This is a genomic window from Streptomyces sp. NPDC096046, from assembly GCF_040303285.1.
In the GTDB taxonomy this organism is placed as follows: Bacteria; Actinomycetota; Actinomycetes; order Streptomycetales; family Streptomycetaceae; genus Streptomyces.
The window spans coordinates 47,762-71,559 of sequence record NZ_JBEOSZ010000044.1 but is presented as its reverse complement, the minus strand read 5'-3'; the positions used below and the strand labels follow the sequence as shown (position 1 = coordinate 71,559).

Genomic DNA, 23,798 nt, shown 5'->3' with positions numbered 1-23,798 from the left:
CGTTCGCCCCGTCGCGACGCCCGGCACGCACTCTCGCCGCACCGGGCGCAAGCCCAAGTACACCCAGTACGAGGGCTTGCACCCGGCACGCCGAGCGCACGCACCGGACGCCGCTCCTTGACGGGCAAACGTTGCCTGCCGCGGCACTAGCCGCCCCCCTCTGCCCCTTTGCGACCCCTAGGCCGATCCGCGCCGTGAGGAGCCCCCGCCTGATGGACAGCCGCCGCCCCCCGCTCGCGCCCGCGTGTCCCACACTGCCGGACTACGTACGGCACTGGGCCGAAACCACCCCCGAGCGCCGGGCCTTCACCTTCGTCGAGCACCCGGCGCCGCACTCGCGCGGCGTCCACCGCACCCTGACCTGGCGCCGCCTGGACGTGCGGGTCCGGGCGCTCGCCGCCCGGCTCTCGAACGAGTCGGATCCGGGTGACCGGGTCGCGCTGCTGTGCCCGCAGGGCACGGAGTACGTGACCGCCTTCCTCGCGGCCCTGGCCGCCGGACTGGTCGCCGTGCCGCTGTATCCGCCGGGTCTGCCGGGGCACGCGGACCGGCTCGTGGGCATCCTGGCGGACGCGGGCCCCTCGGTCGTGGTGACCACAAGGCGGGCCAGGGACGAGGTGCGGGGCTTCCTCGGGTCCGGCGGGCCGCGGATCGTCGTCGCGGACGAGGTGCCCGACGACGAGGGCCGGGACCGGCAGCCGGCCGCCCCCGACGCCGGGACCCCCGCCTACCTCCAGTACACCTCCGGTTCGACCCGGGCCCCGGCCGGTGTGGAGATCGGCCACGGCAACGTCGTCGCCAACGCCCGCCAGGCGCTGGCCGCCTACGGCGTCGACACCCGCCCCATGACCTGCGTGGGCTGGCTGCCGCTCTACCACGACATGGGGCTGGTGCTCAGCGTCGCGGCCCCGGTGGTGCGCGGGGAGCTGTCGGTGCTGATGGACCCGGCGGCGTTCCTGCGCGAGCCGGTGCGCTGGCTGCGGCTGCTCGCCGCGCATCCGAACGCCGTGAGCGCCGCGCCCAACTTCGCCTACGACTACTGCGTCGCGACCGTCACCGCCGACCAGAAGGAGGGTCTGCGGCTGGACAAGGTGACCGCGCTGATCAACGGCAGCGAGCCGGTCCGCCCGGGCACGGCCGACCGTTTCCACGCGGCGTTCGCGGGCCAGGGCCTGGCGCCCGGGACGCACTGCCCGTCGTACGGGCTGGCCGAGGCCACGGTGTTCGTGTGCGCGGCCCGGCCGGGTGAGCCGCTGAGCCGGTTCGCGCTCGACCGGGACGCCCTGGCGGCCGGAAAGGCCCTGCCCGCCCCTCCCGGTGACCCCCGGGCGGTGCTGCTGGCGGGCTGCGGCACCCCGGCGGGTCAGCGGGTCCGGATCGCCGACCCGGTGACGCGGGTGCCGCTGTCGGAGGGCGAGGTCGGGGAGATCTGGGTGCAGGGGCCGAACGTCGGCCGCGGCTACCGCAACCGGGACTCGGAGGAGGTCTTCGGCGCGCAGTTCGCGGACCCCGTGGCCGGGCCGGGACGCTGGCTGCGCACGGGGGACCTGGGAACGGTGCTGGAAGGGCAGTTGGTCGTCACGGGACGGCTGAAGGACCTGATCATCGTCGACGGGCGCAACCACTACCCGCAGGACGTCGAGGCGACGGCCCAGGAGGCGCACGGGGCGGTGCGCCGGGACCGGCTGGCCGCCTTCGCCGTGCCGGGTGGCGCCGGTGGCGAGCGTGCGGTCGTGGTGGCGGAGCACGCCCGGACCGTGCGGCTCGCCGAGCTGGACGTGGCGGCTCTGGTGCATGCGGTGCGCGGTGCCGTCTCGGCCCGGCACGGGCTGCGGCTGGCCGATGTGGTCCTGGTGCCACCGGGCACGGTGCCACGGACCTCCAGCGGCAAGGTGTCACGGACGCTGACCCGCGCCCGCTACCTGGAGGGCGCCTACGGGGGGCAGGACCGGGCGGGTGCCGCGGGATGAGGCACGTCGACGAGACCGCGCTGCGCCTGCTGATCGCCGAGCGGGTGGCCGCCTGGACCGGCGCGTCCCCGCAGGACGTGCCGATGGACCGGCCGCTCGCGGACCTCGGCATGGCCTCCCGCGACGCCGTCGCCCTGGCCGGTGAGCTGTCCCGGGCCACGGGCCGTGAGCTGCCGACGACGCTGCTGTGGGAGGCGCCCACCGGGGACGCCCTGGTGGCGCGGCTGTGCGACCCGGAGGGCGCCGGGACCGGCGTGGCGTCGGCGTCGCGTCCCACGGTGCCCGGCACTGCGGCCGAGCCGGTGGCGGTCATCGGGGTCGGCTGCCGCCTGCCCGGCGGGGCGCACGGCCCGGACGGCTACTGGCGTCTGCTCACCCAGGGCGTCGACGCGATCCGGCGCGTCCCGGAGGACCGCTGGCGCGACTTCACCGCGTTCCCGCCCGCCGACGCGCACCCCTACGGCGGCTATCTCGACGACATCGCCGGGTTCGACGCGGATTTCTTCCGCGTCACCCCGCGCGAGGCCGCGGTGATGGATCCCCAGCAGCGGATCCTGCTGGAGGTCGTCCACGAGGCGCTCGACCACGCCGCCGTGCCGGCCGGGTCCCTGGCGGGCACTGCCACCGGCGTGTTCGTGGGCATCTCCGCGCCGGAGTACGGGCAGCTGACGGGCGCCGACCCGGCCGCCGTCGATCCCTGGGCGCCCGCCGGTGGTGCGCTCGGCGTCGCCGCAGGGCGGCTCGCCTACGTCCTGGACACCCGGGGGCCGAGCCTGGCCGTCGACACGGCCTGCTCCTCCTCGCTGGTCGCCGTGCACCACGCCTGCGTCAGCCTGCGCACGGGCGAGAGCGACACGGCGATCGCCGCGGGCGTCAACCTGCTGCTGTCCCCCGCCATCACCGTCGCCTTCGGCCGGGCGGGCGCCCTCGCGCCGGACGGGCGCTGCAAGCCGTTCTCGGCCGCGGCCGACGGTATCGGGCGCGGCGAGGGCTGCGCGGCCGTGATCCTGAAGCGGCTGTCCGACGCCGAGCGGGACGGCGACCGTGTGCTGGCCGTCATCCGGGCCAGCGCCGTCAACTCCGACGGCCGCTCGAACGGCCTCATGGCGCCCAACCCGGCCGCCCAGCGGGCGCTGCTGGAGAGGGCTTACCGGCAGGCCGGGCTCGCCACCGAGCACGTCGACTACGTGGAGGCCCACGGCACCGGCACCCCGCTGGGTGACCCGATCGAGGCGGGCGCGCTCGGCGCGGTGCTCGGCGCGGGCCGCGACCCCGACCAGCCGCTGCTGCTGGGTTCCGCCAAGGGCAACCTCGGTCATCTGGAGTCCGCGGCGGGTGTCGCCGGCCTGGTGAAGACCGTGCTGGCCCTGCACCATGACACCATCCCGCCGTCCCTGCACTGCGAGCGGGGCAGTTCGCTCGCCGATGCCCGGCTGCGGGTGGTGACCGAGCCGGAGCCCTGGCCCCGCTACGGTGGCACGGCCCTCGCGGGCGTCTCCGGTTTCGGGTTCGGCGGCACCAACGCCCATGTGGTGCTGGAGGAAGGGCCGCCCGGCCTGGCTCCCGCCCGGCCGGCCGAGGAGCCGGCCACCCGCCTGCATCTGCTCTGCGACGTCGACACCGAGCGCCTTCGCGACACGGCGGGCCGGCTCGCGGCCCGGCTGCGGGACAGCGCCGCGCATCCCGCGGACGTGGCCCGGACCCTGGCCGGGCGCACGGGCCGGGGGCCGGTACGCGCCGCCGTGGTCGCCCGGGACCGCGCCGAACTGGCCGACGCCCTGGACGCGTTGGCGGCCGGACACCCCGACGCGCGGGTGACGACCGGGGATTGCGACCGCGTCGGGCGGGGCACGGTGTGGGTCTTCTCCGGCTACGGCAGCCAGTGGCCCGGAATGGGGCGCCGGCTGCTGGCCGAGGAGCCCGCGTTCGCCGCCGCCGTGGAGAAGCTCGACCCGCAGCTCGCCCCGGAGTGCGGCCTGTCCCTCTACGACCGGCTGGCCTCGGGTGAGGGTCTCGACCGTCTGGAAGTGGCCCAACCGGTGCTCTTCGGAGTGCAGTTGGCGCTCGCCGAGCTGTGGCGGTCCCACGGGGTCGAGCCCGCCGCCGTGATCGGCCACTCCATGGGCGAGGTGGCGGCGGCGGTGTGCGCGGGCGCGCTGGACGTGGCGGACGGGGCGCGTGTCATCGCCGTACGGGCTCGGCTGCTGAGCGGTCTGCGCGGCGGAGCGATGGCCGTGGTGGAGCTGGACCACGCCGCACGGGACGCCCTGGAGAGGGACTTCCCTGAGGTGCAGGTGGCCGTGCACTCCTCCCCCCGGCAGAAGGTCGTCACCGGCGAGGAGGCGGCGGTGGCCGCGCTCGTGCGCCGGCTGCAGGGGCAGGGCCGGGCGGCCAGGGCCATGCGGGTCGTCGGCGCCGGGCACTCCCCGCAGGTGGACGGGCTGCTGCCGGAGCTGATGAACGCGCTGTCGGGGATCCGGGGACGGCGGCCACGCGTCCCGGTCCACTCCACGGTCCTCGACGACCCGCGCGGAGACTGCCTCTTCGACGCCGCGCACTGGGCGGCCAACCTGCGTCGGCCGGTGCGGCTGGACCGGGCCCTCGCCTCGGCCGCGGCCGACGGTCACACGGCCTTCGTCGAGATCTCCCCTCACCCGGTGCTGACCGGCGCCGTCGCCGACACCGTGCCCGGCGCCCTCGCCCTGGCCACCCTGCGCCGGGACGCCGACGGATCGGAGGCGTTCGCCGGGCAGGTGGGTGCCCTGTACGCGGCGGGGCAGCGGCTGCCCGTGCCGCCGGGGCGGGTCATCGACCTGCCGCTGCCCCGGTGGCGGCACGTACGGCACTGGTGGACGGACGGCCGGGGGGCGGGCTCGGAGCCGCTGCCGGAGGAACCTCCTGCCGCGGTGAGCGAGCCTTCTTCGGTCCTGACCCGTTTGACCCACCACATCGCCGCCGTCACGGGCCACTCCCCCGCCCGTATCACCCCGGACACCGCGTGGGCCGACCTCGGCCTGGACTCGCTGATGGCGGTCCGGGTGCGCACGGCGGTGGAGCGCGAGTTCGGCATCGAACTGCCCCTGCGCGAGCTGTTCGCCGCCGTCACCGTCGCGGACGCCGCCACCCGTGTCGAGCGCGCCCTCCCCCGGGACGACACCCCGGTGCGGCCGCTGCGCGCCACCGGCACGCGGCCCCCGCTGTTCCTCGTCCACGCCGCCGGCGGGCCGGTCACCGTCTACCGGGCGCTCACCGAGCGTCTCGGCGGCGACCAGCCGGTGTACGGGCTGGAGCGGATCGAGGAGGCCCGGACCGTGCCCGAGAAGGCACGGCGCTACGCCGAGGCGATCAACGCCGCCCACCCGGACGGGCCCTGCCTGCTGGGCGGCTGGTCCTTCGGCGGGTTCGTCGCCCAGGAGACCGCGCGGCAACTGAGCGCCGCCGGGCGGGAGGTGCCACTGGTCGTGCTCATCGACTCCGTGCGGCCCCTCCCCCTCCCGGGTCTCACGCGGGCCGACCGGATCCGGGCGCACTTCGAGGGCTTCGCCCGCCATGTCGCCGACGCCCACGGTGTGCGGCTGGAGTTGCCGTACGACGAACTCGTGGCCATGGACGACGACGCGGACCGGATCGAATCCGTGCTGCGGGCCCTGCGCGAGGCCGCCGACGTGCCGTCCGCCGCGCTGGAGCACCAGCGGGCCTCCTACCTGGACATGGGGGCCGGAGAGGCTCACCGTCCCGGCGTCCACGGCGGGCCGGTCGTCCTCTACCGGGCCGCCGAACCCGCGCCGCACACCGTGCGCGACCCGGCGTACGAGCGGGACGACCCGGCGCTGGGCTGGGACGAGGTGTGCCCCCGTCTGGAGGTGGTGCCCGTGCCCGGTCACCATCTGTCGCTGCTCGATCCGCCGCACGTCGACGCGATCGCCACCCACCTGAGCCGCCTGCTCGCCGAGCCGGCCCTCTGACCCCGGAACCCGAGGAGAGCCGTCATGCCCGACCTGCCGCACCGGCCCGCTGCCGGAGTGTCCCGCCGCACCCTCGCCAGAGCGACCGTCGCGAGTCTCGCCGCCCTGTCGGGGGCCGCCGCCGGCACCGCCCCCGCCCGGGCGGCCCGGCGGCTCGGGCCGCGCACACTGGACGTGTCCGTGCCCTCCGCCGCCCTCGGCCGCAGCGCGCCGGTCCGGCTGATCCTGCCGTCGGACTTCGGTACGCGCCCGGAGAAGAGATACCCCGTGCTGTACCTGCTGCACGGCGCTCATGACGACTACACGTCCTGGACCCGCGAGACGGACATCGAGGCGTTCACCGCGGGCCGCGACCTGATCGTGGCGATGCCGGACGCGGGTCCCACCGGCATCCCGAGCGTCTGGCGCGGCGGCCCGGACTACGAGACGTTCCAGGTGAAGGAGGTGCCGGCGCTGCTCGCCCGGGACTACCGGGCCTCCGGCGTCCGGGCGGTCGCCGGGGTCTCCACCGGCGGCTACGGGGCGATGGCCCACGCGGCCCGCCACCCCGGGGCGTTCGCCGCGGCGGCCTCCTACAGCGGCATCCTGGACACCACCGCCCCCGGTGTTCCGGTCATCATGGACGCGATCGTGGCCCGTGAGAACCTGCCGGCCGCGTCCCTGTGGGGCAATCCGCTGCTCAACCTTCTGACCTGGCGGGACTTCAACCCGCGCGCCCGCGCCACCGGGTTGCGCGGCACCGCCCTGTACGTCTCGCAGGGCAGCGGGGTGGGCAACGGCGGCGATCCGCTCCCGGGGATCCTGGAGAGCGCCCTGTGGCCCTCCGCCCAGGGTTTCGCCCGCACGCTGTCCCTGATGAGGGTCCCGGCCACCACGCACTTCTACGGGGGCGGCGGGCACGACTGGACACACTGGAGGCCGGAGTTCGCCGCCTCGTGGCCCATCCTCGCCCGTGCGCTGGGTGTGCCGGAGTGACGGGGGTGCCGTCGGGGCACGGAACGCAGCGGAGGGGTCGTCCGTCCAACACAGGACTTCCCACTCGTCCCACGGGCGACAGTCCGCGGGTGAGCCGCTTCCGGTCGAAAGGAGTGTCCGTGATGGCTGTGCCCACCCCGCACGGCGTGCCGGACCGCCCCACCGCCGCGCCGCAGTTCCCCCCTGAGCTGGCGAAGGTGCTGCGCGCCGATCTGGCGGCCGTCGCCGATGAGGTGGAGGAGGAGGTCCGCCGCCAGGTCCCCGAGTACGCCCGGCCCGCCGACGGTACGTACCGCCAAGCGCTGCGGTCCGGGGTGGTGCAGGCGCTGACCCTGTTCGTCGACCACATCGCCGATCCGCGCGACGACGGGGACGCGATCGCGGCGACGTACTACGCACTCGGGCGGGGTGAGGCCCTGGAGGGACGCAGTCTGGACGCCCTGCAGTCCGCCTTGCGGGTCGGCGGGATGTGCGCCTGGCGGCAGATGAGCCGCACCGCGGAGGAACTCGGGCTGGACTCCACGGTCGTGGCCGGGCTGGGGGAGCTGGCGTTCCGGACCGTGCACGAGGTGGCCCAGGCGGCGGCCTCCGGGTACGCCGAGGCCCAGCTGCGGAGCTCCGACGAGTTGGAGCGCCGCCGCAAGCGCCTGCTCGACCTGCTCCTGGAGGACGGGCCGGTGGCGCTGGAGGCCGTGCAGGACCTGGCACACAGCGCGCGCTGGCAGGTGCCCCGGACCGTCGCGGTCGTGGCGCTCGCGGCGGCGCCGGACCGGCGGGAGGAGGACCGGCCGCTGGCGGCGTCGGGCGCCCTGGTGGACATGGGGTCCCGTCCGCCGCGCATGCTGCTGCCCGAACCGGACGGCCCGGGCGGCATCGGCGGCCGGGCGTTCACACTCGCGCTGCGCGGCCGGCCCGCGGCGATCGGTCCGGCGGTCGCGGTCACCGAGGCCGCGCAGTCGCTGCGCCTGGCCGCCCGGGCGCTCGGCCTGATGGGCCGTGGGGTGCTCCCCCGCCAGGGCGTGGTGCGCTGCTCCGAGCATCTGTCGACGCTGCTGCTGTACGGCGACGAGCCGCTGCTGGAGCGGCTCCAGGCTCTGGTCCTCGCGCCCCTGGACACGGTGTCGGCGGGGCAGCGCGACCGGCTCGCCGAGACACTGCTGGCCTGGCTGCTCAGCGGCAGCAACGTGCCGGACGTCGCCGCGCGGCTGCACATCCACCCCCAGACGGTCCGTTACCGTCTGCGCCAGCTGGAGAAGCTCTTCGGCGACTCCCTGCACGACCCGGCGACCCGCCTCGACCTCATTCTGGCGCTGCGCGCTCGATCACTGCGCCCGGCACAGGACTGACGGCCTGAATTCAGGCGGCGTACTCAATCGGCGACAAAAACCGGCGACGTTTCCATAATCCTGTCCATAACAGGGTGCGGAAGAAAGCGAATACGTTCGGGGCGTTCTTTTTCGCAGGCGCTTCACGCGCCTCCCCACGCGGAGGATCCCCCATGCGTATCCGTATGTGTCTCGCGGCGCTGTCGCTGGCCGGCGGGGCCGGGCTCGCCACCCTCACGGCTCCCCCGGCCATGGCGGCGGCCTGCTCGGACGTCGAGGTCGTCGCGGCCCGCGGCACCTTCGAACCGGGCACCCTCGGCTTCATCGTCGGCGACCCGGTGTATTCCGCGCTGCAGAAGAAGGCAGCGGGCAAGAACCTGTCCAGCTACAAGGTGAACTACCCCGCCGACCTCTCCCCCACATCCGCGGCGCAGGGCAATCGGGACCTGGTGAACCATGTGCAGAGCCAGGCCGCTGCCTGCCCGAATCAGAAGTTCGTTCTCGTCGGCTATTCGCAGGGCGCGAACGTCGTCGACAACTCGATCGGCATCAGCAGCGCGGGCGCGGTGGTCGGCAGCCCCATCGTGGCCACGCTGCCCGCGGCGGTCGAGCCGAAGGTCGCCGCGGTGCTGCTGTTCGGCAACCCGATCCGGGCGCTCGGCAAGAGCGTCACGGGCACGTACCAGGGCCGCACGCTCGACCTCTGCGCCCAGGGCGACCCCGTCTGCCAGAACGGCGGGGGCGACGTCGGGGCGCACCTGAGCTACCGGGACGACGCCGAGGAGGCGGCCACGTTCGCCGCGGGCAGGCTCTGAGCCACGCCCGTACACGAAGGGGCCCGGGAGGAGATCCTCCCGGGCCCCGGGCGTGCGTGCGGGCAGGAAGGCTAGCGCGGTGCGCGCGCGAAGCCGGCGAGGCTGGTGGAGACGGGCTCCGGCCGGCCGTCGTTCTGCTCGGGGGCGGCGGTCAGGACGTCGAGGTGCTGGTAGCCGTCGGCGACCACGGGGTGCAGCTCGGCCGGGACCCGGCCGGCCAGCAGTCCCTCACCGGCGAGCACGGTGAGCACCGGATTGGCCTTGAGCCCCTCGGGATGGACGACGAGCTTCTTCACCTGCGGGGAGGTGGCCAGCTGGATGTCCGTGACCAGCTTGGTGGGGAAGTACTGCTCGGTGAAGTCCAGCGGCTGCTCGGCGAGGCTGCGGGCCAGTTGCCGCACGTCGGTGACCTCCTCACCGGCGCCGGTGAACGGGGTGCCGTCGGCCGACCGGTAGCCCGGGTCGTCGGCGTCGCCGACCCGGTCGTAGTTGCGCCAGGTGTAGAGCGGACCCTTCGGCTTGTCGGGGATGGCCTTGTACGCGGTGCCGTACGGCCCGGCCTGCCCGTCGCCGCCGTTGGCGACGGGGAAGCTCTTGTCGGCGATCGGTCCGCCGTCGAAGAAGCCCACGCTGGTCTGCAGGAACGCCAGCGGTACGGAGTTGTCGTCCAGCAGCGCCCCGAGCACGGCTCCGTTGGTGAGGCGGAAGTCCTTCACCGCGGGCTTGCCGCTGAGGAAGGCCGCCGTGTCCTTGGCGAACAGGAAGCGGTGGGTCGCCTCGATGTTGAGGTTGGAGGGCAGGTGGCGGGGCAGGTCGGCCTCGCCCTCCAGGTCGTTCAGGGCGCCGAGACCGGCGATGCCGAGCAGGGTCATGGTCTCGGGGTTGAGCAGCACCGGCGCGGACAGCGTGCGCGGCAGCACTCCGCTGTCGAGGCCGGCCTGCACGACGCCATGGCCGAGACCGACGTCGGGGAGGTTGGTGTCGTCGGGGATGCTCCCGCTGAGGTCGGCCAGCGAGGTGGAGACGGTCGTGTCGAGAGCGAAGTAGCCGGCGCACTGGTTGTACCCGGCGTCCGCCGTGGTGGCGCGGTCGCCGTCGAAGTCGGCGGCGACGAAGTAGCCGGTGATCACACCGCCCAGCGAGTGCCCGCCGCACAGCACCTTCCGCTTGCGGAGCGCCTGGGAGGGCAACTCGGCGGTGAGGAGGTCGTACTGGTCGCGTACGGTCTGCTGGATGCCGAGCTTCGCCATCCAGCCCAGTTGGGCGTTGCCGGGGTGGCCGCCGAAGCTCCGGCCGTCGACCTGCTTGCCGCGGTAGTAGTAGTCGACAGCGGTGTGCTGGTCGCCGGAGGCGATGCCGGTGCGGTCCTCCAGGCAGTTGGAGCGCCGGTCCAGCGCCCAGAACTCGATGTGCAGTCCCTGCTGAGCGGCCTTCGTGACGGTGTTGCGGGCGACGCTGTCGAAGGCGCCGGCCCCTTCGAGGATGCCGGGCTGGGCGATGAGGACGCGGTCCGCGTCGGCCGAGGCGGCCGGCCCGCCGGCGGAGCGGTAGCGCAGGTACGACAGCCAGTCGCACGCCGCCGGACGTGCCCCGGCCGACTCCGGCAGCGGCACCTTCACCCGCACCACCGACTCGGTCACCCCGGTCACCGGTGAGGTCGATCGCACCGGCGTCTCGGTGCGCGTCCCGTCGGCTTGGGCGCCGGGGGCGGCGGCCGTGAGTGTCCCGGTGGTCAGCAGCACCGCCAGCACGGCACCGCACCACTTCCCTCTCCGCATACGGTTCATGTAATTCATGTCCATGCCACGGACGCTAGGGTGGCGCCGCCGCCGCTCTCAGCCACTGCTGATGAGAACTCAGCTTCCGGATCGCGCCTTGTCACCGGCGCACAGCGCGCCCGGCGCCGGGCCTCCGGCACGGGGCGCGTAACGCTTCCGGACGTCACCGAGCTGCGAACCGGCCGTTTCGGGAGCATGGTGGGGCTATGGACGGTCAACCCCCTGTGGTCGTGCAGCCGCCCGCGACGGACGGCGGACGGCTGGTGACCATCCACGGCGAGCGCATGGGCGTCGCCTACAGCCTCTTCGACGTGCTGGACCTGCTGCACCGCGAGGGCCTTCCCACCGCGGACACGGCCGTCGACGACACCCAGCTGATCGAGTGGCAGGGCGGCGGCCCGTACGACTGGAACAGCGGGGCGTCCGAGGAGGCGTGAGCCTCGGCACGGCGGGCCCGGACGGTCAGTCCGCTCCGGCGGCCCCTTTCGCCGACCGGTCGAGGCGGTCGCGCTGGGCGGGCGTCAGCCTCACAGGATCTCGGGCCGTCCGTCGAGCTTCCGGTCGCCGCCCGGGCCGGTCCGCGCGACACCGACCTTGGTGGTGATCAGCAGGCTCCGGGTAGGGGTACAGGGCCTCCGCGAGGAGCTTCTCATTGGCTCCGCCGCCGTACAGATGCGCCGTGTCGATCAGGGTGACGCCCAGTTCGACGGCCCGCCGGGCGACCGCGAGGGCGTTCTCCCGGTCGGGGCCCGGTCCGGCCGGCAGGTGCATCGCGCCGAAGCCGAGCCGGCGTACCTCCAGGTCTCCGCCGACACGGACCGTGGATGTCATGAGCCGCCGCCTCCCCCTCCGGTCAAGAGGGCACCGCAACAGGGCAGTTGGGGAAGGGCATCGGCCGCTGCGGACCGTCGCACCGATCCGGGCGCGCCACACTCGACGAGCCATTGCCGGTGCCCGGCGATACGCTGCGCGAAAACGACCCTTTGCCCCTTTCTGGGAGGTTCTCATGGCCTCGCGTCTCAATCCGTACCTCAGCTTCAACGGCGACGCCCGGCAGGCGATGGAGTTCTACGAGGAGGTCTTCGGCGGCACGCTCGCCCTCAACAGCTACGGAGACTTCGGACAGGCGGACGCCCCGAACGCCGACAAGATCATGCACGGCATGCTGGAAACCACCGGCGGCTTCACCCTGATGGGCGCCGACAACCCGCCGGGCATGGAGTCCGAGCAGGGCAGCTCCTACTCGGTGAGCCTGAGCGGCGACGACGACGCCGAGCTGCGCGGCTACTGGGAGAAGCTGTCCGAGGGCGGCTCGGTGTCGGTGCCGCTGGAGAAGCAGATGTGGGGCGACGTGTTCGGCATGTGCACCGACCGCTTCGGCGTCCCCTGGATGGTCAACATCAGCTCGGAGAACTGAGCAGCGGAGCCCGACGGTCCGCCCCCCTGAGTCCGCCCGACGCGGGGTCTCGATCCCGCCCGCCGTTGTCGTGTGGCACGCTCTTCGTCCTGGCAGCGTGGAGAGGCGGCGGCATGCGGATAGGACTGCTCGGCACCGGACCCTGGGCGCGGATGGCTCACGCACCCGCGTTGAGCGGGCACGACGGGCTGGACTTCGCCGGGGTGTGGGGCCGCCGTCCGGAGGCCGCCGCGGAACTGTCCGAGCGACACGGCGTGCGGGCGTACGACGACGTCGACGCGTTGTTCGCCGACGTGGACGCCGTGGCGGTGGCGCTGCCGCCGGAGGTGCAGGCCGGGCTCGCCGCGCGGGCGGCACGGGCCGGATGCCATCTGCTGCTGGACAAACCGCTCGCGCCGACGGTGGAGCAGGGGCGGGCGGTGGTCGAGGCGGCCGAGGAGGCCGGTGTCGCCTCGGTCGTGTTCTTCACGACGCGCTTCCAGCCCGGGCCGGCGGCGTGGATCGCCGAACAGGCCGCGGTGCCGGGCTGGTTCACGGGGCGGGCCGAGTGGCTCGGGGCGGTGTTCTCCGGCGAGAGTCCCTTCGCGACGCCGTGGCGGCGGGAGAAGGGCGCCCTGTGGGACGTCGGCCCGCACGCCCTGTCCGTGCTGCTGCCGGTCCTCGGCGACGTGCGGCGTGTGACGGCGGCGGCGTACGGGCCCGGCGACACGTCCCATCTCGTCCTCGACCACTCGGGGGGCGCGTCGAGCACCCTGACCCTGAGCCTGACGGCACCGGCCGCCGCTGCCGGTGCCGCCGTGGAGCTGCGGGGGGATGCGGGGGTCGCGGTGCTTCCCGACAGCGCCGACGGCGCGGTGCCCGCGCTGATGCGGGCCGCGGACGCCCTGCTCCACGCCGCCCGGACCGGCCGCCCGAACGCCTGTGACGCGGCGTTCGGGCTGCGGGTGACGGAGATCCTCACGGCGGCCCAGGACCTGCTGAACGACGGGTCCTAGCCGGGCGACGTCTCCCCGGCGACGGCTCCCTCAGCGCGCCGGGTCGAAGTTGAGCCGCTCCCTCACCACCGGGTAGCCGGCCTTGGCGAAATTCGCCGCCATGGGGAAGTTGCCCTGGTCCGTGGCCGCGGCGACGAACTCCGCCCCCTGTTCGACGAGGAAGTGGGTGCACTCGGCCAGGAGGTCGTAGGCGTAGCCGTGCCCGCGCTGGTCGGGCAGGACGCCGATGAAGCCGATGCAGGGGCCGGACGGGTTGCGGGCCGGGATGTGGATGCCGGCCGTCTCGCCCTGCGGGGTGTACGCCACCTGCCACCACTCGCGGGGCGAGGGGCACCAGTGGAGGAAGTCGAGTTCCTCCCGCGCCGCCTGGTCGAGTCCGCCCTGCTCGATGGCCTTGAGGGCATGGGCGTCCAGGGTGACGGAGTGGATGCGGCGCAGCGCGTCGAAGAACACGGCGTCGTCCGGCTCGGCGCGGAACTCCAGGCGCCCGGGCCGCTCGGGCAGGCCGCGCCCGGGGGTCCAACGGTACAGAAAACGCTCGACCAGGAGGACGTAACCGGCCTTGCGGGCGGCGGTGAGGCGGGTCTCGGCGGCGGAGCGCAGTTCCGGGTCGTCGCGCCAGCCGGCGGGCAGGTTCAGCTCCAGTTCGACCTGCCAGGGGGCGGAGCGCAGGAGGGCGGCGCCCGCTTCCTCCTCGCCTTCGGCCACGTCGAACCAGTTGAGGTTGAGGGGCTGGGTGTCGTCGGGCCCGCCCCACCAGGCGCCGCGTGCGACGACGCGGCCGTCGCGCAGGGCCACCCGCTTCCAGTCCGGGCGGTGCCGGGTCAGCCGGTGGCCCTCACGGGCGCCCAGCGGGTCGGGCAGGGTGTCGAAGAGTTCGGCGTCGCTCGTGTCGAGCGCGCGGATGACCGGATCGGTCATGGGATGTCCTCCGGGACGCAGGCTGCTGCTCAGAGCGCTCCCGGTCGGTCAGAGGCACGCCGGGACAAGGGGGAGGGAGCGCGGGTACGGGATGAACTGCACGGCTCTGCCCTCCTTCCACCGGTCTCAGGGGCGTGGCGCGCCACACGCTACGGGATCTCCGGCGGGCCGTCCAACGCCTTCCCTGCCTGGCTCGACTGCTCCTTGAGCGGTGGCCAGGCGATGCGTGATGTGTCAAGTGGATTGGGAGAGGCAGGACTTCCGCGAAACGGACCGGGTTGGCGAGGGCGGTGCCGGTCCGCAGCATCCGTTCCGCAGCGTGGTCTGAGAGCGCTCCCATCCAGGGCACGGCTCCCACGGGCATCAGGCTGACGCTCACGCCGTTCCAGGACCGCGGCGGACCACGAGGGCCCACGGCGGCGCGGGCCCGGCGTGCGGCGGCCGGTCGGGCGTAGCAGCGTGGTGGGATGAACAGTGTGCGCGGCCGGCTTGCGCGCCGGGACCCGGACCGGCGGGGCTGGCTGCGCGGCGCGCCACCGCCCGGCTGGGCCAGGGTGCTGCCGTCGGCACTGCTGGCGGGCGTGTGCGCGGCGGAGCTGATCAGTCCGAAGCCCCTCGACATCGGCTTCCTGCTGGGCGCCATCCCGCCCCTGGCCGTGCTGGCGCACGGACCGGTGATGACGGCCGTGCTCGGCGCGCTGGTGGTGGTCGTGCTGTCCGTGCCCGTCTTCAACCTCGACGATCCCGGCAGCACCGACCTGCTGACCGTGTGCTTCGTCTCGGTGCTGAGCGTGCTGCTGTCGTACGTCCGCACCAGGCGGGACGCGCAACTGGTCACCGAGCGGGCCGTCGCCGAGGCCGCGCAGCGGGCGGTCGTGCCGCCTCTGCCGGAGCGCGTCGGGCCGGTGCGCTGCGCGGGCCTGTACCGGGCCGCGCAGAGCGGGACGCTGGTCGGCGGCGACTTCTTCGACGTCCGGGCGGGCCCCTACGGCGTACGGGCCGTCATGGGCGATGTGCAGGGGCACGGGCTGTCGGCCGTCGCGACGGTCGCGTCGCTGCTGGGTGCCTTCCGGGAGGCGGTGCTGGACCAGCCGGACCCGGAGGCCGTGGCGGCCCGGCTCGACCGGAGGCTGGCGGTGGACTCGGCGGGCGAGCCGCACGCCGAGTTGTTCGCCACGGCGGTGCTGCTCGACTTCTCCGCCGACGCCCGGCTGGTGCGGATCGTGGCGTGCGGGCAGGCCGGACCGCTGCTGTTGCGGGACGGGCGGGTCGTGGAGCTGGACGTCGAACCGTGCGCGCCTCTCGGCATCAGCCTCACCGAGGCCGCTCCGCCGCGGGTCGTCTCGGTGCCGCTGAGGGCCGGTGACCGGCTTTTCCTCGCCTCCGACGGCGTCACCGAGGCCAGGGACGCCGACGGGGTCTTCTATCCGCTGGTCGACCGGCTGCCGGGCCTCGCCGTCGAGGACCCGGCCACGCTGGCCGAGCGGGTCTGGACCGACCTCGTGGGGCACTGCCCGGACGTGCGGGACGACGTCACGATGCTGGTGCTCGCGCCCCGCCCGCCCGGAGGGCCCTGACAACGGCGGCCGGCGGCGGCCCGCGAAACTGCGCGGGCCGCCGCCGGGCCGTACGACCGGTACGTCAGTCCTTGATCTGGCACTCGTTGCCGAACACGGGGTTCAGGAGATCGATCACGTTGATCGTGTTCCCGCAGACGTTGGCGTTGACGTCGATCGGGATCTGGATGACGTTGCCGAAGAGGACGCCGGGGTTTGGCAGCGATACCGACGGGACCGTCGTCCGCGCTCGCCGTACCGGCGAAGGCCGGCGGGGCGGCGCAGGCCAGGCCGGCCGCGGCAGCACGTGTGGGCATGGGTGAAGCCCCTGTCATGCGGGACATGTGTCTCCACCGTGACCCGTGATGCGCCGACCCGACATCGGTGAGCGCCCGAACGGGGTGCACGGGGTCGGGCGGGGCCGGGTCCGCGCTCTCCGGATGCAGGCCGCGCTCCCGCGGGGAATGGTGATATCGGACCCGTTTTTCAGCACCGGGGCCGCACCAGCGATCCGGACCCTAGGAGCAGAGAACATGTCGACTTCACAGCCCGCCGCGTCCCAGCAGCCCGAGGACCGCGCCACCCCGGACCGTCTGCTCCACGCCCGCACCGGCACCGATGTGTCGCCGGAGGACCTGGTCCTCGCCTCGGGCAAGGACCTCACCCCGCACACCATCGAGTGGGCCAAGCGCAAGCTGGCGGCGGAGGGACCCGCCGCTCTGGAGAAGCTGCTGCCCTAGCCGGACCCGCGGCGTACGGGAGCCGCCGTGCCCGGACGTGTCCTGGTACGACGGCTCCCGTACGGGCGGGCGGGCTGTTCACTCTCTGCGGTCGGCCTCGGGCAGGGCGAGGTCCTCTTCGACCACGTGCACGGCGGCCTCCTCCGCACCCGCGGCGCCGCCGTCGATGCCGACGTCGGCCGCGACGCTCTCCTTCGTGGTGTCGGCGTGCGCCCCCTCGTCCGGGGCGACCAGGCGTCCGGCGCGTGCGGTGCCCGCCTCGGGGTCCACCGGTTCGCCGTCACTGTCGGGGCTGTCGCCCACGCCGTCCCCCACGGGCGCGGCGGACACGTCGGGGACCTCCTGGGCGAGCCGCTCGTCCAGGGTCTCGCCCTCGTGCTGCTCGGCGGCGGTGGTGCCGCGCTTGGTGACGCCGAGGGGCTTCTCCGGCGGGGAGTAACCCTCGTCGAGGGTGTCGTCGTAGGTCCGTTCGTCGACGGCGTCCTGCAGGTCCAGCGGCGCGGCGTCCTCCTGCTCCTCGTTGGTCCCGGTGGGCTGGTACACGTCGTCCGCCATCGGTTCGGGGCGCATCGGTTCCGTGCCCATCGCTCCTGCCTCCTTGTCGCTGCGTCGACTCGTTCGTCTCTGCTGTCCGTTCCGCGTTTCCCGTAACGCGGGCTCTAACCTCGACGGATTCCCCCCGGCCGGGAGGGCGGCCCGTCGTCCGGCGGACCGGCGGAGTCGAAACCGTCGTCCCCGGGCCCGAGCCCACTCCCCTCCGTCCGGCGGCAGGGGACCCGCGCCCCGCACGCCCTGGTCGTACGCGGGCGACGCGGAGAACCAGACGCCGTCACGGGGCGCAAGGAATCCCGACCGGGGGCGTGAGCACCGGCTAGGAGCCGTGCGGCCCGGCCGGGCCCCCCGGCCACCTCTCCTCGATGCGCCCGACCCTCCACACCACCAGGGCCACCACCCACGTGACGAGGAACAGGGCGACGACCACGTAGCCGAGGACGTTGAGGTCGAGGCCGGAGATCCGGTCCCAGAAGCGGCCGTGCAGGCCGAACTGCCCGGCGAGCAGGCCGAGGAGCTCCACCGTGCCGATCAGGAGGGCCACGGCGACCGACAGGCCGGTGATGGTGAGGTTGTAGTAGACCTTGCGGACGGGCTGGGAGAACGCCCAGCCGTAGGCGAAGTTCATGAACGAGCCGTCGACGGTGTCGAGGAGGCACATTCCCGCGGCGAACAGGACGGGCAGGCACAGGATCGCGTACCAGGGCAGGCCGGAGGCGGCGCCGGAGCCGGCCAGGACGAGCAGGGCGATCTCGGTGGCGGTGTCGAAGCCGAGACCGAACAGCAGGCCCAGCGGGTACGTGTGCCAGGGCTTGGACACCGACCTGGTGACGCGGCCCAGCAGTCGGTTCATGAGCCCGCGGTTGTTCAGGCGCTGTTCCAGGGCTGCCTCGTCGTAACGGCCCGAGCGCATGGCGCGGAACACCTTCCAGATGCCGGCCAGGATGACGAGGTTGACGCCCGCGATGAGGTAGAGGAACGTCCCCGAGACGGCCGTGCCGATCAGGCCGGTGACGTCGTGCAGCGCGGAGCCGTCGTCGTGCACCGGCCCCGCCAGGGTCTTCACGCCGAGGGTGAGCAGGAAGGCCAGGGCGAAGACGACGCTGGAGTGGCCGAGCGAGAACCAGAAGCCGACCGACAGCGGCCGCTGCCCCTCCCCCATCAGCTTGCGGGTCGTGTTGTCGATGGCGGCGATGTGGTCGGCGTCGAAGGCGTGCCGCATGCCGAGTGTGTAGGCCGTGACGCCGATGCCGACGCCGAAGGTCTGCGTCCCGATGGCGCGGTGCTCCGGGGCGACGATCACGACGAGGGTGAACCAGCCGATCACGTGCAGGGCCAGGACGAAGGCCGCCATCCCCCCGACCCTGGTCCACTCCCGCCGCGTCATGGAGCTGCGGACGCGGTGCCAGGCCGTGCGCTGGGCGGGGGCCGGGGCGGGGAGGGGCGGAGTGGACTCAGGGACGGCCGTCATCGGAGGGAAGGTCCTTCTGTCGTGCGGACGGCTGCGGTGAACAGCCTCACGCCATCCTGCGGCAACTGCAACTCATGTGCAGTAAAGCCCGTGACAGGTCCTGTCCATGGAACCGGAAACTCCGCCCGGCGCGTGGCTGCCGGCGGGTGTCAGACCTCGGCGGGCTCGGGGCGGTGGACGGCCAGGAACTCCGTGAAGGACGAGGGGCCCGGAGTGAAGAACTCCGCCCGCAGTCCGCCCTCGTGCTCGCTCGCCCCCATGCCGTCGCCCCCTCGATCGTGCCCGACAGCCGACTCCTGCCTGAGCCGGGCGGGCAGGAAACGCGTCCGGGACGTCAGCCGCCCGGTGCGAGGCGCACGTCCAGGTCCGAGATCCGGTGCACGGGCCAGGAGCGGGCGTAGCGGGGCGGGGTGGCTCCGGCGCGTGCGAGGTGGGCGACCGGAAGGCGGTCCGCGGTGCGCAGGATGCCGGCCACGGTGATGTTCTCGTTGTTGCCGGACGTCGCCCCCGAGGAGCAGCCGGTGTAGTAGCCGATCGGGATGGCCTCATGGCCGGTGAGCAGGCAGGGCGGGCGGACGCCGAGACGGTGCAGGGCGTCGGCGGTGCGGTCCCAGTCGCGGCGGCTCTCGGTGTTGCGGACCACGGCGCCGTTCAGCACGGCGAGCTGCGCCGCGAGGTGCCCGGCCAGGCCGAGCGCGACGAGCGTGACGGCGACCGGACGCCATGTGCCCCCGGGGGCTTTGACCAGGTGCCACAGGGCGTCCGCGACCGGGAGCGCGAGCAGGGCGTAGGTCGGCTGGAGGAAGCGCGGAGCCGCATATCCGATCATGAAGAGGTACGGCAGGGCGGCCGTGATGGCGCAGGCCAGCGGGACCACGGTCCGTTCCAGGCGCCTGGCCCGCGCCGCGACGACCAGCCCGAGGCCGACCAGCACGGGCAGGGCGAACCACCAGAGGGTGACCAGGGGGTGGGGCATCGGCCCGGTGCACGGCCGGCACAGGGCCCGTCCGCCCAGGCTGCGCAGTTGGTCGTCGACGGCGATCTGCCAGCCCAGCCCGCCCTGGATGCGGGAGGCCTCCGCCAGCCGCTCGCCCAGGCCGCCGTACGCGGTGTACGCCTCGATCACCCAGGGCACGCCGCCCGCCGCGAGTCCCGCCGCGAGCACGAGAAGGAGCCGCCAGTGGCGGCGCGCCAAGGCGAGGACGAGCAGCGGCACGGCCACGTGGACGGCGTCGGTGGGCCGCATCCACGCCATGAGCGCGGCGCCCGCCGCCAGACTCCACAGGAGCGCCGGGGCGGGCCGCTCCGCCCCGGCGCGCAGGAAGCAGCCGACGCAGATCAGGGCGCCGATCGCCACCCAGTAGTTGGGCATGGCCTGCGGGCCGTAGAAGAGGGTCAGCCACAGGGAGGCGAACAGGGCCCCGCCGACGACCAGGACGCGGGTCGGGAACAGGCCCCGCCACGCCCGCAGGGCCAGGTAGAGGGCGAGTCCGGAGAGCAGGGCGAGGTAGACGCGCAGCAGCGGGACGGACGACGACCAGGACGCGACCGGCGCCACGAGCAATGAGACCCCGCGGGAGCGGGGGGCGCTGAAGAAGGCCGCCGGGTGGTGGGTGGTGACCTGGCTGACGTAGACGATCTCGTCCCAGCCGAGACCCAGGACGGGCCGGACGAGGGCGAGTTGCGCCAGGGCGAAGACGGCGGCCAGGGCGGCGAGCGGCCGGTCGCCGCGCGCCAGGCGAGTGGTGCGCGGCCCGGCCGGACGTTCGCGTCTTCTCCTTCTGACGAGGATGGTGCTCGCGCCGTCAGACATGGTGCGCCCCTAATCCCGGTGATCGGAAAACACGATCAAGCTAACCCGCGGGGCGGGGGTGCGCAGGGCGGGATTGGGCCAAGTGACTGACCCGGGGGGGCGGGCTCAGCGGGTGTGCGGGGCGCGGTGCGGTGGCTGGCCCGGGGCCGGGCGGTGGGTCAGCTCGGGTAGGGGCCGGGAGACGGGTGCCTCCTCACTCACCGTCAGTTCGCTCCCGTGGTGGTGGAGGGTCAGGGGCCGGCCGGAGATCAGGGTGTACGTGGCCTGATCCGCGGTCAGCTCCACGCGCAGGCACCGGCCGAGGAAGCCCACCCGGAAGGCGAGCCGGCTGTAGCGCTGGGGCAGGCGGGGGGCGAACCGCAACCCCCCGTCGCTGCACCGCAGGCCGCCGAACCCGGCGACCAGGGCCATCCAGGCACCGGCGAGCGAGGCGATGTGCAGTCCGTCGCGGGTGTTGTGCGCCAGGTCGCCGAGGTCCATCAGCGCGGCCTCGGCCGTGTAGGCGACCGCCAGGCCGAGATGGCCGGCCCGGGCGGCCATGACGGCCTGGACGCAGGCGGACAGGGAGGAGTCCCGGACGGTCAGCGGCTCGTAGTAGGCGAAGTTGCGGGCGATCTGCTCCTCGTCGAAGTACTCCTCGAAGAAGCTGCCGCAGGTGTACATCGCCAGCACCAGGTCCGCCTGTTTGACGACCTGCTTGCGGTACAGGTCGAAGTAGGGGAAGTGGAGCATCAGGGGGTAGTGGTCCGGGCCGGTGCGGTCGAAGTCCCAGCGCTGGTAGCGGGTGAAGCCGGCGTGCTGTTCGTGCACCCGCAGTTCCTCGTTGTACGGAACGTGCATGGCCTCGGCGGCGTCCCGCCAGGCGGCCCGCTCCTCCTCGTCCGCGCCGAGCCGCGCTGCCTCGTCCGGGTGGCGCTTGCAGGCGTCGGCGGCGGCGAGCAGGTTCGCCCGGGCCATGAGGTTGGTGTACGTGTTGTCGTCGGCGATGGCGCTGTACTCGTCCGGGCCGGTGACGCCGTCGATGTGGAAGGCGCCCCGGTCGTCGTGGTGGCCGAGGGAGCGCCACAGGCGGGCGGTCTCCACCAGCAGCTCCACACCGACCTCGCGTTCGAAGGTCTCGTCGCCGGTGACGGCCACGTACCGTACGACGGCGTCGGCGATGTCCGCGCCGACGTGGAAGGCCGCCGTGCCGGCCGGCCAGTACGCGGAGCCCTCCGAGCCGTCGATGGTGCGCCAGGGGAACGCCGCGCCGCGCAGGCCGAGTTGGGCGGCGCGTTCCCGGGCGGCGGGCAGGGTGTCAAGGCGCCAGCGCAGCGCCTCGGCGGCGGACTTCGGCGCGGTGTAGGTGAGCAGCGGCAGTACGAACGCCTCGGTGTCCCAGAAGGCGTGGCCGTCGTAGCCGGAGCCGGTCAGTCCCTTGGCGGGGATGGCGCGCTGTTCGGCGCGGGCGCCGGCCTGGAGGACGTGGAAGAGGGCGAAGCGGACGGCCTGCTGGATCTCCTCGTCGCCGTCGATCTCGACGTCGGCGCGCGACCAGAAGTCGTCGAGGTAGGCCCGCTGTTCCTCCAGCAGCCCCTGCCAGCCGCTGTGGCCGGCCGCCGCCAGGGCCGCCTCGACCTGATCGCTCATCGCGGGCCGGGAGCGGGCACCGGACCAGCCGTGCGCGACCAGCTTCTCCACCCGCAGCCGCTCCCCCGGTTCCAGAACGGAGGTGATGGTCAGCCGGGCCACGTCCACGTTGGACTCGCTGCTCGTGGTGGTCCGTTCGGGACCGGTGACGGTGTGGTCGGCGGCCACGGCGACCCTGAGGCCGCTGCGGCGCGTGCGGTGGATCAGGCGCAACCGGCTGCCCGCGGCGAGGTCCTCCTCCGATTCCAGCGGCGACTTCAGCGCCTTGGCGGCGCGCGGGTCGCCGTCCGGTTCGGGCAGGCTCTCGTTGGCGACGAGTTCCGACTGGACGACCACGCGGGTACGGCTGTCGACGGGCTCCACCTCGTACGCCACGGCGGCTATCGCGCGCTGGGTGAGGGACACCAGGCGCGTGGAGCGCACCCGGACGGTGGAGCCGGCCGGGGAGGTCCATTCGCAGATCCGCTCCAGGACGCCCCGCCGCAGGTCGAGGGTTCGCTCGTGGGTGACGAGCCGCCCGTAGCGCAGGTCGAACGGCTCGTCGTCGACCAGGAGGCGCAGCACCTTGCCGTTGGTGACGTTGATGGACGTCTGGCCGGACTCCGGGTAGCCGTAGCCGGCCTCGGCGTACGGCAGTGGGTGCAGTTCGTGGACGCCGTTGAGGTAGGAGCCGGGCAGGCCGTGCGGTTCGCCCTCGTCGAGGTTGCCGCGCCAGCCGATGTGGCCGTTGGACAGGGCGAACACGGACTCGCTCTGCGCCAGGACGTCCAGGGTGAGTTCCGACTCGCGGACGGTCCAGGGCTCTACGCCGTACGCCCGCTGTGTGATCACCGGGTGTCCCCCAGTTCGGCGAGGTCCTTCACCACGATGTCGGCGCCGTGCCGGTACAGCGCGTCGGTCTGCCCGACCCGGTCGACTCCGACGACATACCCGAAACGGCCCGCACGGCCCGCGTCCATACCGGCCAGGGCGTCCTCGAAGACGGCCGCGGCGGAGGGCTCGACACCGAGGTCCTCGGCGGCGGCGAGGAACGTGTCCGGGTGCGGCTTGCCGGGCAGCTTGCGCTCGGCGGCGACCACGCCGTCGATGCGTACGTCGAAGAAGTGCTCGGCGCCGATCGAGCGGAGCACGTCACGGCAGTTGGCGCTGGAGGAGACGATCGCGGTACTGAGGCCGCGTGCGCGGACGGCCTCCAGATAGCGCAGGGTGCCGTCGTAGGCCTCGACGCCGTCGGTGCGGATCTTCTCGAGGAGCAGGTCGTTCTTGCGGTTGCCCAGTCCGTGCACGGTCTCGGCGCCCGGCGGGTCGTCCGGGTCGCCGTCGGGCAGGTCGATGCCGCGGGAGGCGAGGAAGGCGCGCACACCGTCGGCGCGTGGTCGTCCGTCGACGTACTCGTCGTAGTCCGCCGCCTCGAACGGCCGGAAGTCCGCGCCGTCACGCTCGCGCAGGAAGGCGTCGAACATCTCCTTCCAGGCGGCGGCGTGCACGACGGCCGTCTTGGTGACGACGCCGTCGAGGTCGAAGAGACAGGCGTGGATGTCTTCGGGAAGACCGAGCTGCGTCATACAGGACCCGTTCCCCGCCCGGCGACGTTCCAGTGAGTGGCGCACGCCACATGCCGGGGGGCGCGAGGGTGCCGGGGGTACGAAGGTTGCCCGGCGCGCGAGCATGCCGCACTGCCCGAGCGCCCAAGGCACAGGAACGCAAGGACGCCCGCGACACGAAGGCCGCCCAGGACGCGAGGATGCCGCACTGCCCGAGCGCCCAAGGCACAGGAACACAAGGACGCCCGCGACACGAAGGCCGCCCAGGACGCGAGGATGCCGCACTGCCCGAGCGCCCAAGGCACAGGAACGCAAGGACGCCCGCGACACGA

17 protein-coding genes and 2 pseudogenes are annotated in these 23,798 nt (G+C 73.7%); 10 read left to right on the top strand and 9 right to left on the bottom strand.

The features are described 5' to 3' along the window. The first annotated feature begins 212 nt into the window (after positions 1 to 212). The 5 genes from ABTX62_RS29660 to ABTX62_RS29640 all read left to right on the top strand — a co-directional run bounded on the left by ABTX62_RS29660 (position 213) and on the right by ABTX62_RS29640 (position 9,050). On the top strand, positions 213 to 1,970 hold the full coding sequence (locus ABTX62_RS29660) for a fatty acyl-AMP ligase (protein WP_352119052.1): 1,758 nt from the start codon (positions 213 to 215) through the stop codon (positions 1,968 to 1,970). Beyond that, complete coding sequence (locus ABTX62_RS29655; RefSeq protein WP_352119051.1) at positions 1,967 to 5,935, top strand: acyltransferase domain-containing protein; 3,969 nt, start codon at positions 1,967 to 1,969, stop codon at positions 5,933 to 5,935. Before ABTX62_RS29660 ends, ABTX62_RS29655 begins: the two co-directional genes overlap by 4 nt. A 24-nt stretch (positions 5,936 to 5,959) precedes the next feature. Further along, positions 5,960 to 6,910, top strand: a complete 951-nt coding sequence (locus tag ABTX62_RS29650) for an alpha/beta hydrolase (protein WP_352119050.1) — start codon at positions 5,960 to 5,962, stop codon at positions 6,908 to 6,910. A gap of 122 nt (positions 6,911 to 7,032) precedes the next feature. Continuing rightward, the gene (locus ABTX62_RS29645; RefSeq protein WP_352119049.1) at positions 7,033 to 8,256 is read left to right on the top strand and encodes a PucR family transcriptional regulator; all 1,224 of its coding nucleotides are present in this window, start codon (positions 7,033 to 7,035) and stop codon (positions 8,254 to 8,256) included. A gap of 152 nt (positions 8,257 to 8,408) precedes the next feature. After that, on the top strand, positions 8,409 to 9,050 hold the full coding sequence (locus tag ABTX62_RS29640; RefSeq protein ID WP_352119048.1) for a cutinase family protein: 642 nt from the start codon (positions 8,409 to 8,411) through the stop codon (positions 9,048 to 9,050). Between the two features lie 71 nt (positions 9,051 to 9,121). Here ABTX62_RS29640 and ABTX62_RS29635 read toward each other — a convergent pair whose 3' ends face one another. Beyond that, positions 9,122 to 10,846, bottom strand: a complete 1,725-nt coding sequence (locus tag ABTX62_RS29635) for a hypothetical protein (protein WP_352119057.1) — start codon at positions 10,844 to 10,846, stop codon at positions 9,122 to 9,124. Between the two features lie 188 nt (positions 10,847 to 11,034). Between ABTX62_RS29635 and ABTX62_RS29630 the strand changes: the two genes are divergently transcribed. Beyond that, positions 11,035 to 11,265, top strand: coding sequence for a hypothetical protein (locus ABTX62_RS29630; protein WP_352119047.1), 231 nt, complete (start codon positions 11,035 to 11,037; stop codon positions 11,263 to 11,265). 93 nt (positions 11,266 to 11,358) lie between these two features. Here the strand turns inward: ABTX62_RS29630 and ABTX62_RS29625 are convergent. Beyond that, a pseudogene (locus ABTX62_RS29625) lies at positions 11,359 to 11,659 on the bottom strand (aldo/keto reductase); the annotation flags it as partial. 175 nt (positions 11,660 to 11,834) lie between these two features. Between ABTX62_RS29625 and ABTX62_RS29620 the strand changes: the two are divergent. Together ABTX62_RS29620 and ABTX62_RS29615 are read left to right on the top strand one after the other, a co-directional pair. Next, entirely contained in the window at positions 11,835 to 12,245 is a 411-nt protein-coding gene (locus tag ABTX62_RS29620; protein WP_352119046.1) for a VOC family protein, read from the top strand. A gap of 113 nt (positions 12,246 to 12,358) precedes the next feature. Then, a complete protein-coding gene (locus ABTX62_RS29615; protein ID WP_352119045.1) occupies positions 12,359 to 13,240 on the top strand; it encodes a Gfo/Idh/MocA family protein in 882 nt (293 codons plus the stop codon). Positions 13,241 to 13,270: 30 nt separating this feature from the next. On the opposite strand, the gene ABTX62_RS29610 is transcribed toward ABTX62_RS29615, so the two are convergent. After that, positions 13,271 to 14,161, bottom strand: a complete 891-nt coding sequence (locus ABTX62_RS29610) for a GNAT family N-acetyltransferase (protein WP_352119044.1) — start codon at positions 14,159 to 14,161, stop codon at positions 13,271 to 13,273. Positions 14,162 to 14,628: 467 nt separating this feature from the next. Here ABTX62_RS29610 and ABTX62_RS29605 point away from each other — a divergent pair, with 467 nt between their 5' ends. Continuing rightward, positions 14,629 to 15,738: a PP2C family protein-serine/threonine phosphatase gene (locus ABTX62_RS29605; protein WP_352119043.1), complete on the top strand. Its 1,110-nt coding sequence runs from the start codon at positions 14,629 to 14,631 to the stop codon at positions 15,736 to 15,738. Between the two features lie 64 nt (positions 15,739 to 15,802). Here ABTX62_RS29605 and ABTX62_RS29600 read toward each other — a convergent pair. After that, a pseudogene (locus tag ABTX62_RS29600) lies at positions 15,803 to 16,034 on the bottom strand (chaplin). Positions 16,035 to 16,250: 216 nt separating this feature from the next. Here ABTX62_RS29600 and ABTX62_RS29595 point away from each other — a divergent pair. Beyond that, positions 16,251 to 16,457 (top strand): hypothetical protein, encoded by a 207-nt coding sequence (locus ABTX62_RS29595; protein ID WP_283972647.1) that lies wholly within the window; start codon positions 16,251 to 16,253, stop codon positions 16,455 to 16,457. A gap of 78 nt (positions 16,458 to 16,535) precedes the next feature. Here the strand turns inward: ABTX62_RS29595 and ABTX62_RS29590 are convergent, their stop codons facing one another. The 5 genes from ABTX62_RS29590 to ABTX62_RS29570 form a co-directional block, all read right to left on the bottom strand. Beyond that, positions 16,536 to 17,027, bottom strand: a complete 492-nt coding sequence (locus ABTX62_RS29590; RefSeq protein ID WP_352119056.1) for a DUF5709 domain-containing protein — start codon at positions 17,025 to 17,027, stop codon at positions 16,536 to 16,538. A gap of 301 nt (positions 17,028 to 17,328) precedes the next feature. Further along, complete coding sequence (nicT, locus tag ABTX62_RS29585) at positions 17,329 to 18,480, bottom strand: Nickel transporter NicT (protein WP_352119042.1); 1,152 nt, start codon at positions 18,478 to 18,480, stop codon at positions 17,329 to 17,331. A gap of 334 nt (positions 18,481 to 18,814) precedes the next feature. Further along, a complete protein-coding gene (locus tag ABTX62_RS29580; protein ID WP_352119041.1) occupies positions 18,815 to 20,293 on the bottom strand; it encodes a hypothetical protein in 1,479 nt (492 codons plus the stop codon). A gap of 105 nt (positions 20,294 to 20,398) precedes the next feature. Then, positions 20,399 to 22,753: a glycoside hydrolase family 65 protein gene (locus tag ABTX62_RS29575; protein WP_352119040.1), complete on the bottom strand. Its 2,355-nt coding sequence runs from the start codon at positions 22,751 to 22,753 to the stop codon at positions 20,399 to 20,401. Further along, the gene (locus ABTX62_RS29570; protein WP_352119039.1) at positions 22,750 to 23,487 is read right to left on the bottom strand and encodes a beta-phosphoglucomutase family hydrolase; all 738 of its coding nucleotides are present in this window, start codon (positions 23,485 to 23,487) and stop codon (positions 22,750 to 22,752) included. The genes ABTX62_RS29575 and ABTX62_RS29570 overlap by 4 nt, the downstream gene beginning before the upstream one ends. Positions 23,488 to 23,798 lie beyond the last annotated feature (311 nt).

Bases quoted from the DNA above. Each gene is read 5' to 3' on its own strand.
- ABTX62_RS29660 (WP_352119052.1), top strand. From the start codon at position 213: ATGGACAGCCGCCGCCCCCCGCTCGCGCCCGCGTGTCCCACACTGCCG.
- ABTX62_RS29655 (WP_352119051.1), top strand. From the start codon at position 1,967: ATGAGGCACGTCGACGAGACCGCGCTGCGCCTGCTGATCGCCGAGCGG.
- ABTX62_RS29650 (WP_352119050.1), top strand. From the start codon at position 5,960: ATGCCCGACCTGCCGCACCGGCCCGCTGCCGGAGTGTCCCGCCGCACC.
- ABTX62_RS29645 (WP_352119049.1), top strand. From the start codon at position 7,033: ATGGCTGTGCCCACCCCGCACGGCGTGCCGGACCGCCCCACCGCCGCG.
- ABTX62_RS29640 (WP_352119048.1), top strand. From the start codon at position 8,409: ATGCGTATCCGTATGTGTCTCGCGGCGCTGTCGCTGGCCGGCGGGGCC.
- ABTX62_RS29635 (WP_352119057.1), bottom strand. From the start codon at position 10,846: ATGAATTACATGAACCGTATGCGGAGAGGGAAGTGGTGCGGTGCCGTG.
- ABTX62_RS29630 (WP_352119047.1), top strand. From the start codon at position 11,035: ATGGACGGTCAACCCCCTGTGGTCGTGCAGCCGCCCGCGACGGACGGC.
- ABTX62_RS29620 (WP_352119046.1), top strand. From the start codon at position 11,835: ATGGCCTCGCGTCTCAATCCGTACCTCAGCTTCAACGGCGACGCCCGG.
- ABTX62_RS29615 (WP_352119045.1), top strand. From the start codon at position 12,359: ATGCGGATAGGACTGCTCGGCACCGGACCCTGGGCGCGGATGGCTCAC.
- ABTX62_RS29610 (WP_352119044.1), bottom strand. From the start codon at position 14,161: ATGACCGATCCGGTCATCCGCGCGCTCGACACGAGCGACGCCGAACTC.
- ABTX62_RS29605 (WP_352119043.1), top strand. From the start codon at position 14,629: ATGAACAGTGTGCGCGGCCGGCTTGCGCGCCGGGACCCGGACCGGCGG.
- ABTX62_RS29595 (WP_283972647.1), top strand. From the start codon at position 16,251: ATGTCGACTTCACAGCCCGCCGCGTCCCAGCAGCCCGAGGACCGCGCC.
- ABTX62_RS29590 (WP_352119056.1), bottom strand. From the start codon at position 17,027: ATGCGCCCCGAACCGATGGCGGACGACGTGTACCAGCCCACCGGGACC.
- nicT (WP_352119042.1), bottom strand. From the start codon at position 18,480: ATGACGGCCGTCCCTGAGTCCACTCCGCCCCTCCCCGCCCCGGCCCCC.
- ABTX62_RS29580 (WP_352119041.1), bottom strand. From the start codon at position 20,293: ATGTCTGACGGCGCGAGCACCATCCTCGTCAGAAGGAGAAGACGCGAA.
- ABTX62_RS29570 (WP_352119039.1), bottom strand. From the start codon at position 23,487: ATGACGCAGCTCGGTCTTCCCGAAGACATCCACGCCTGTCTCTTCGAC.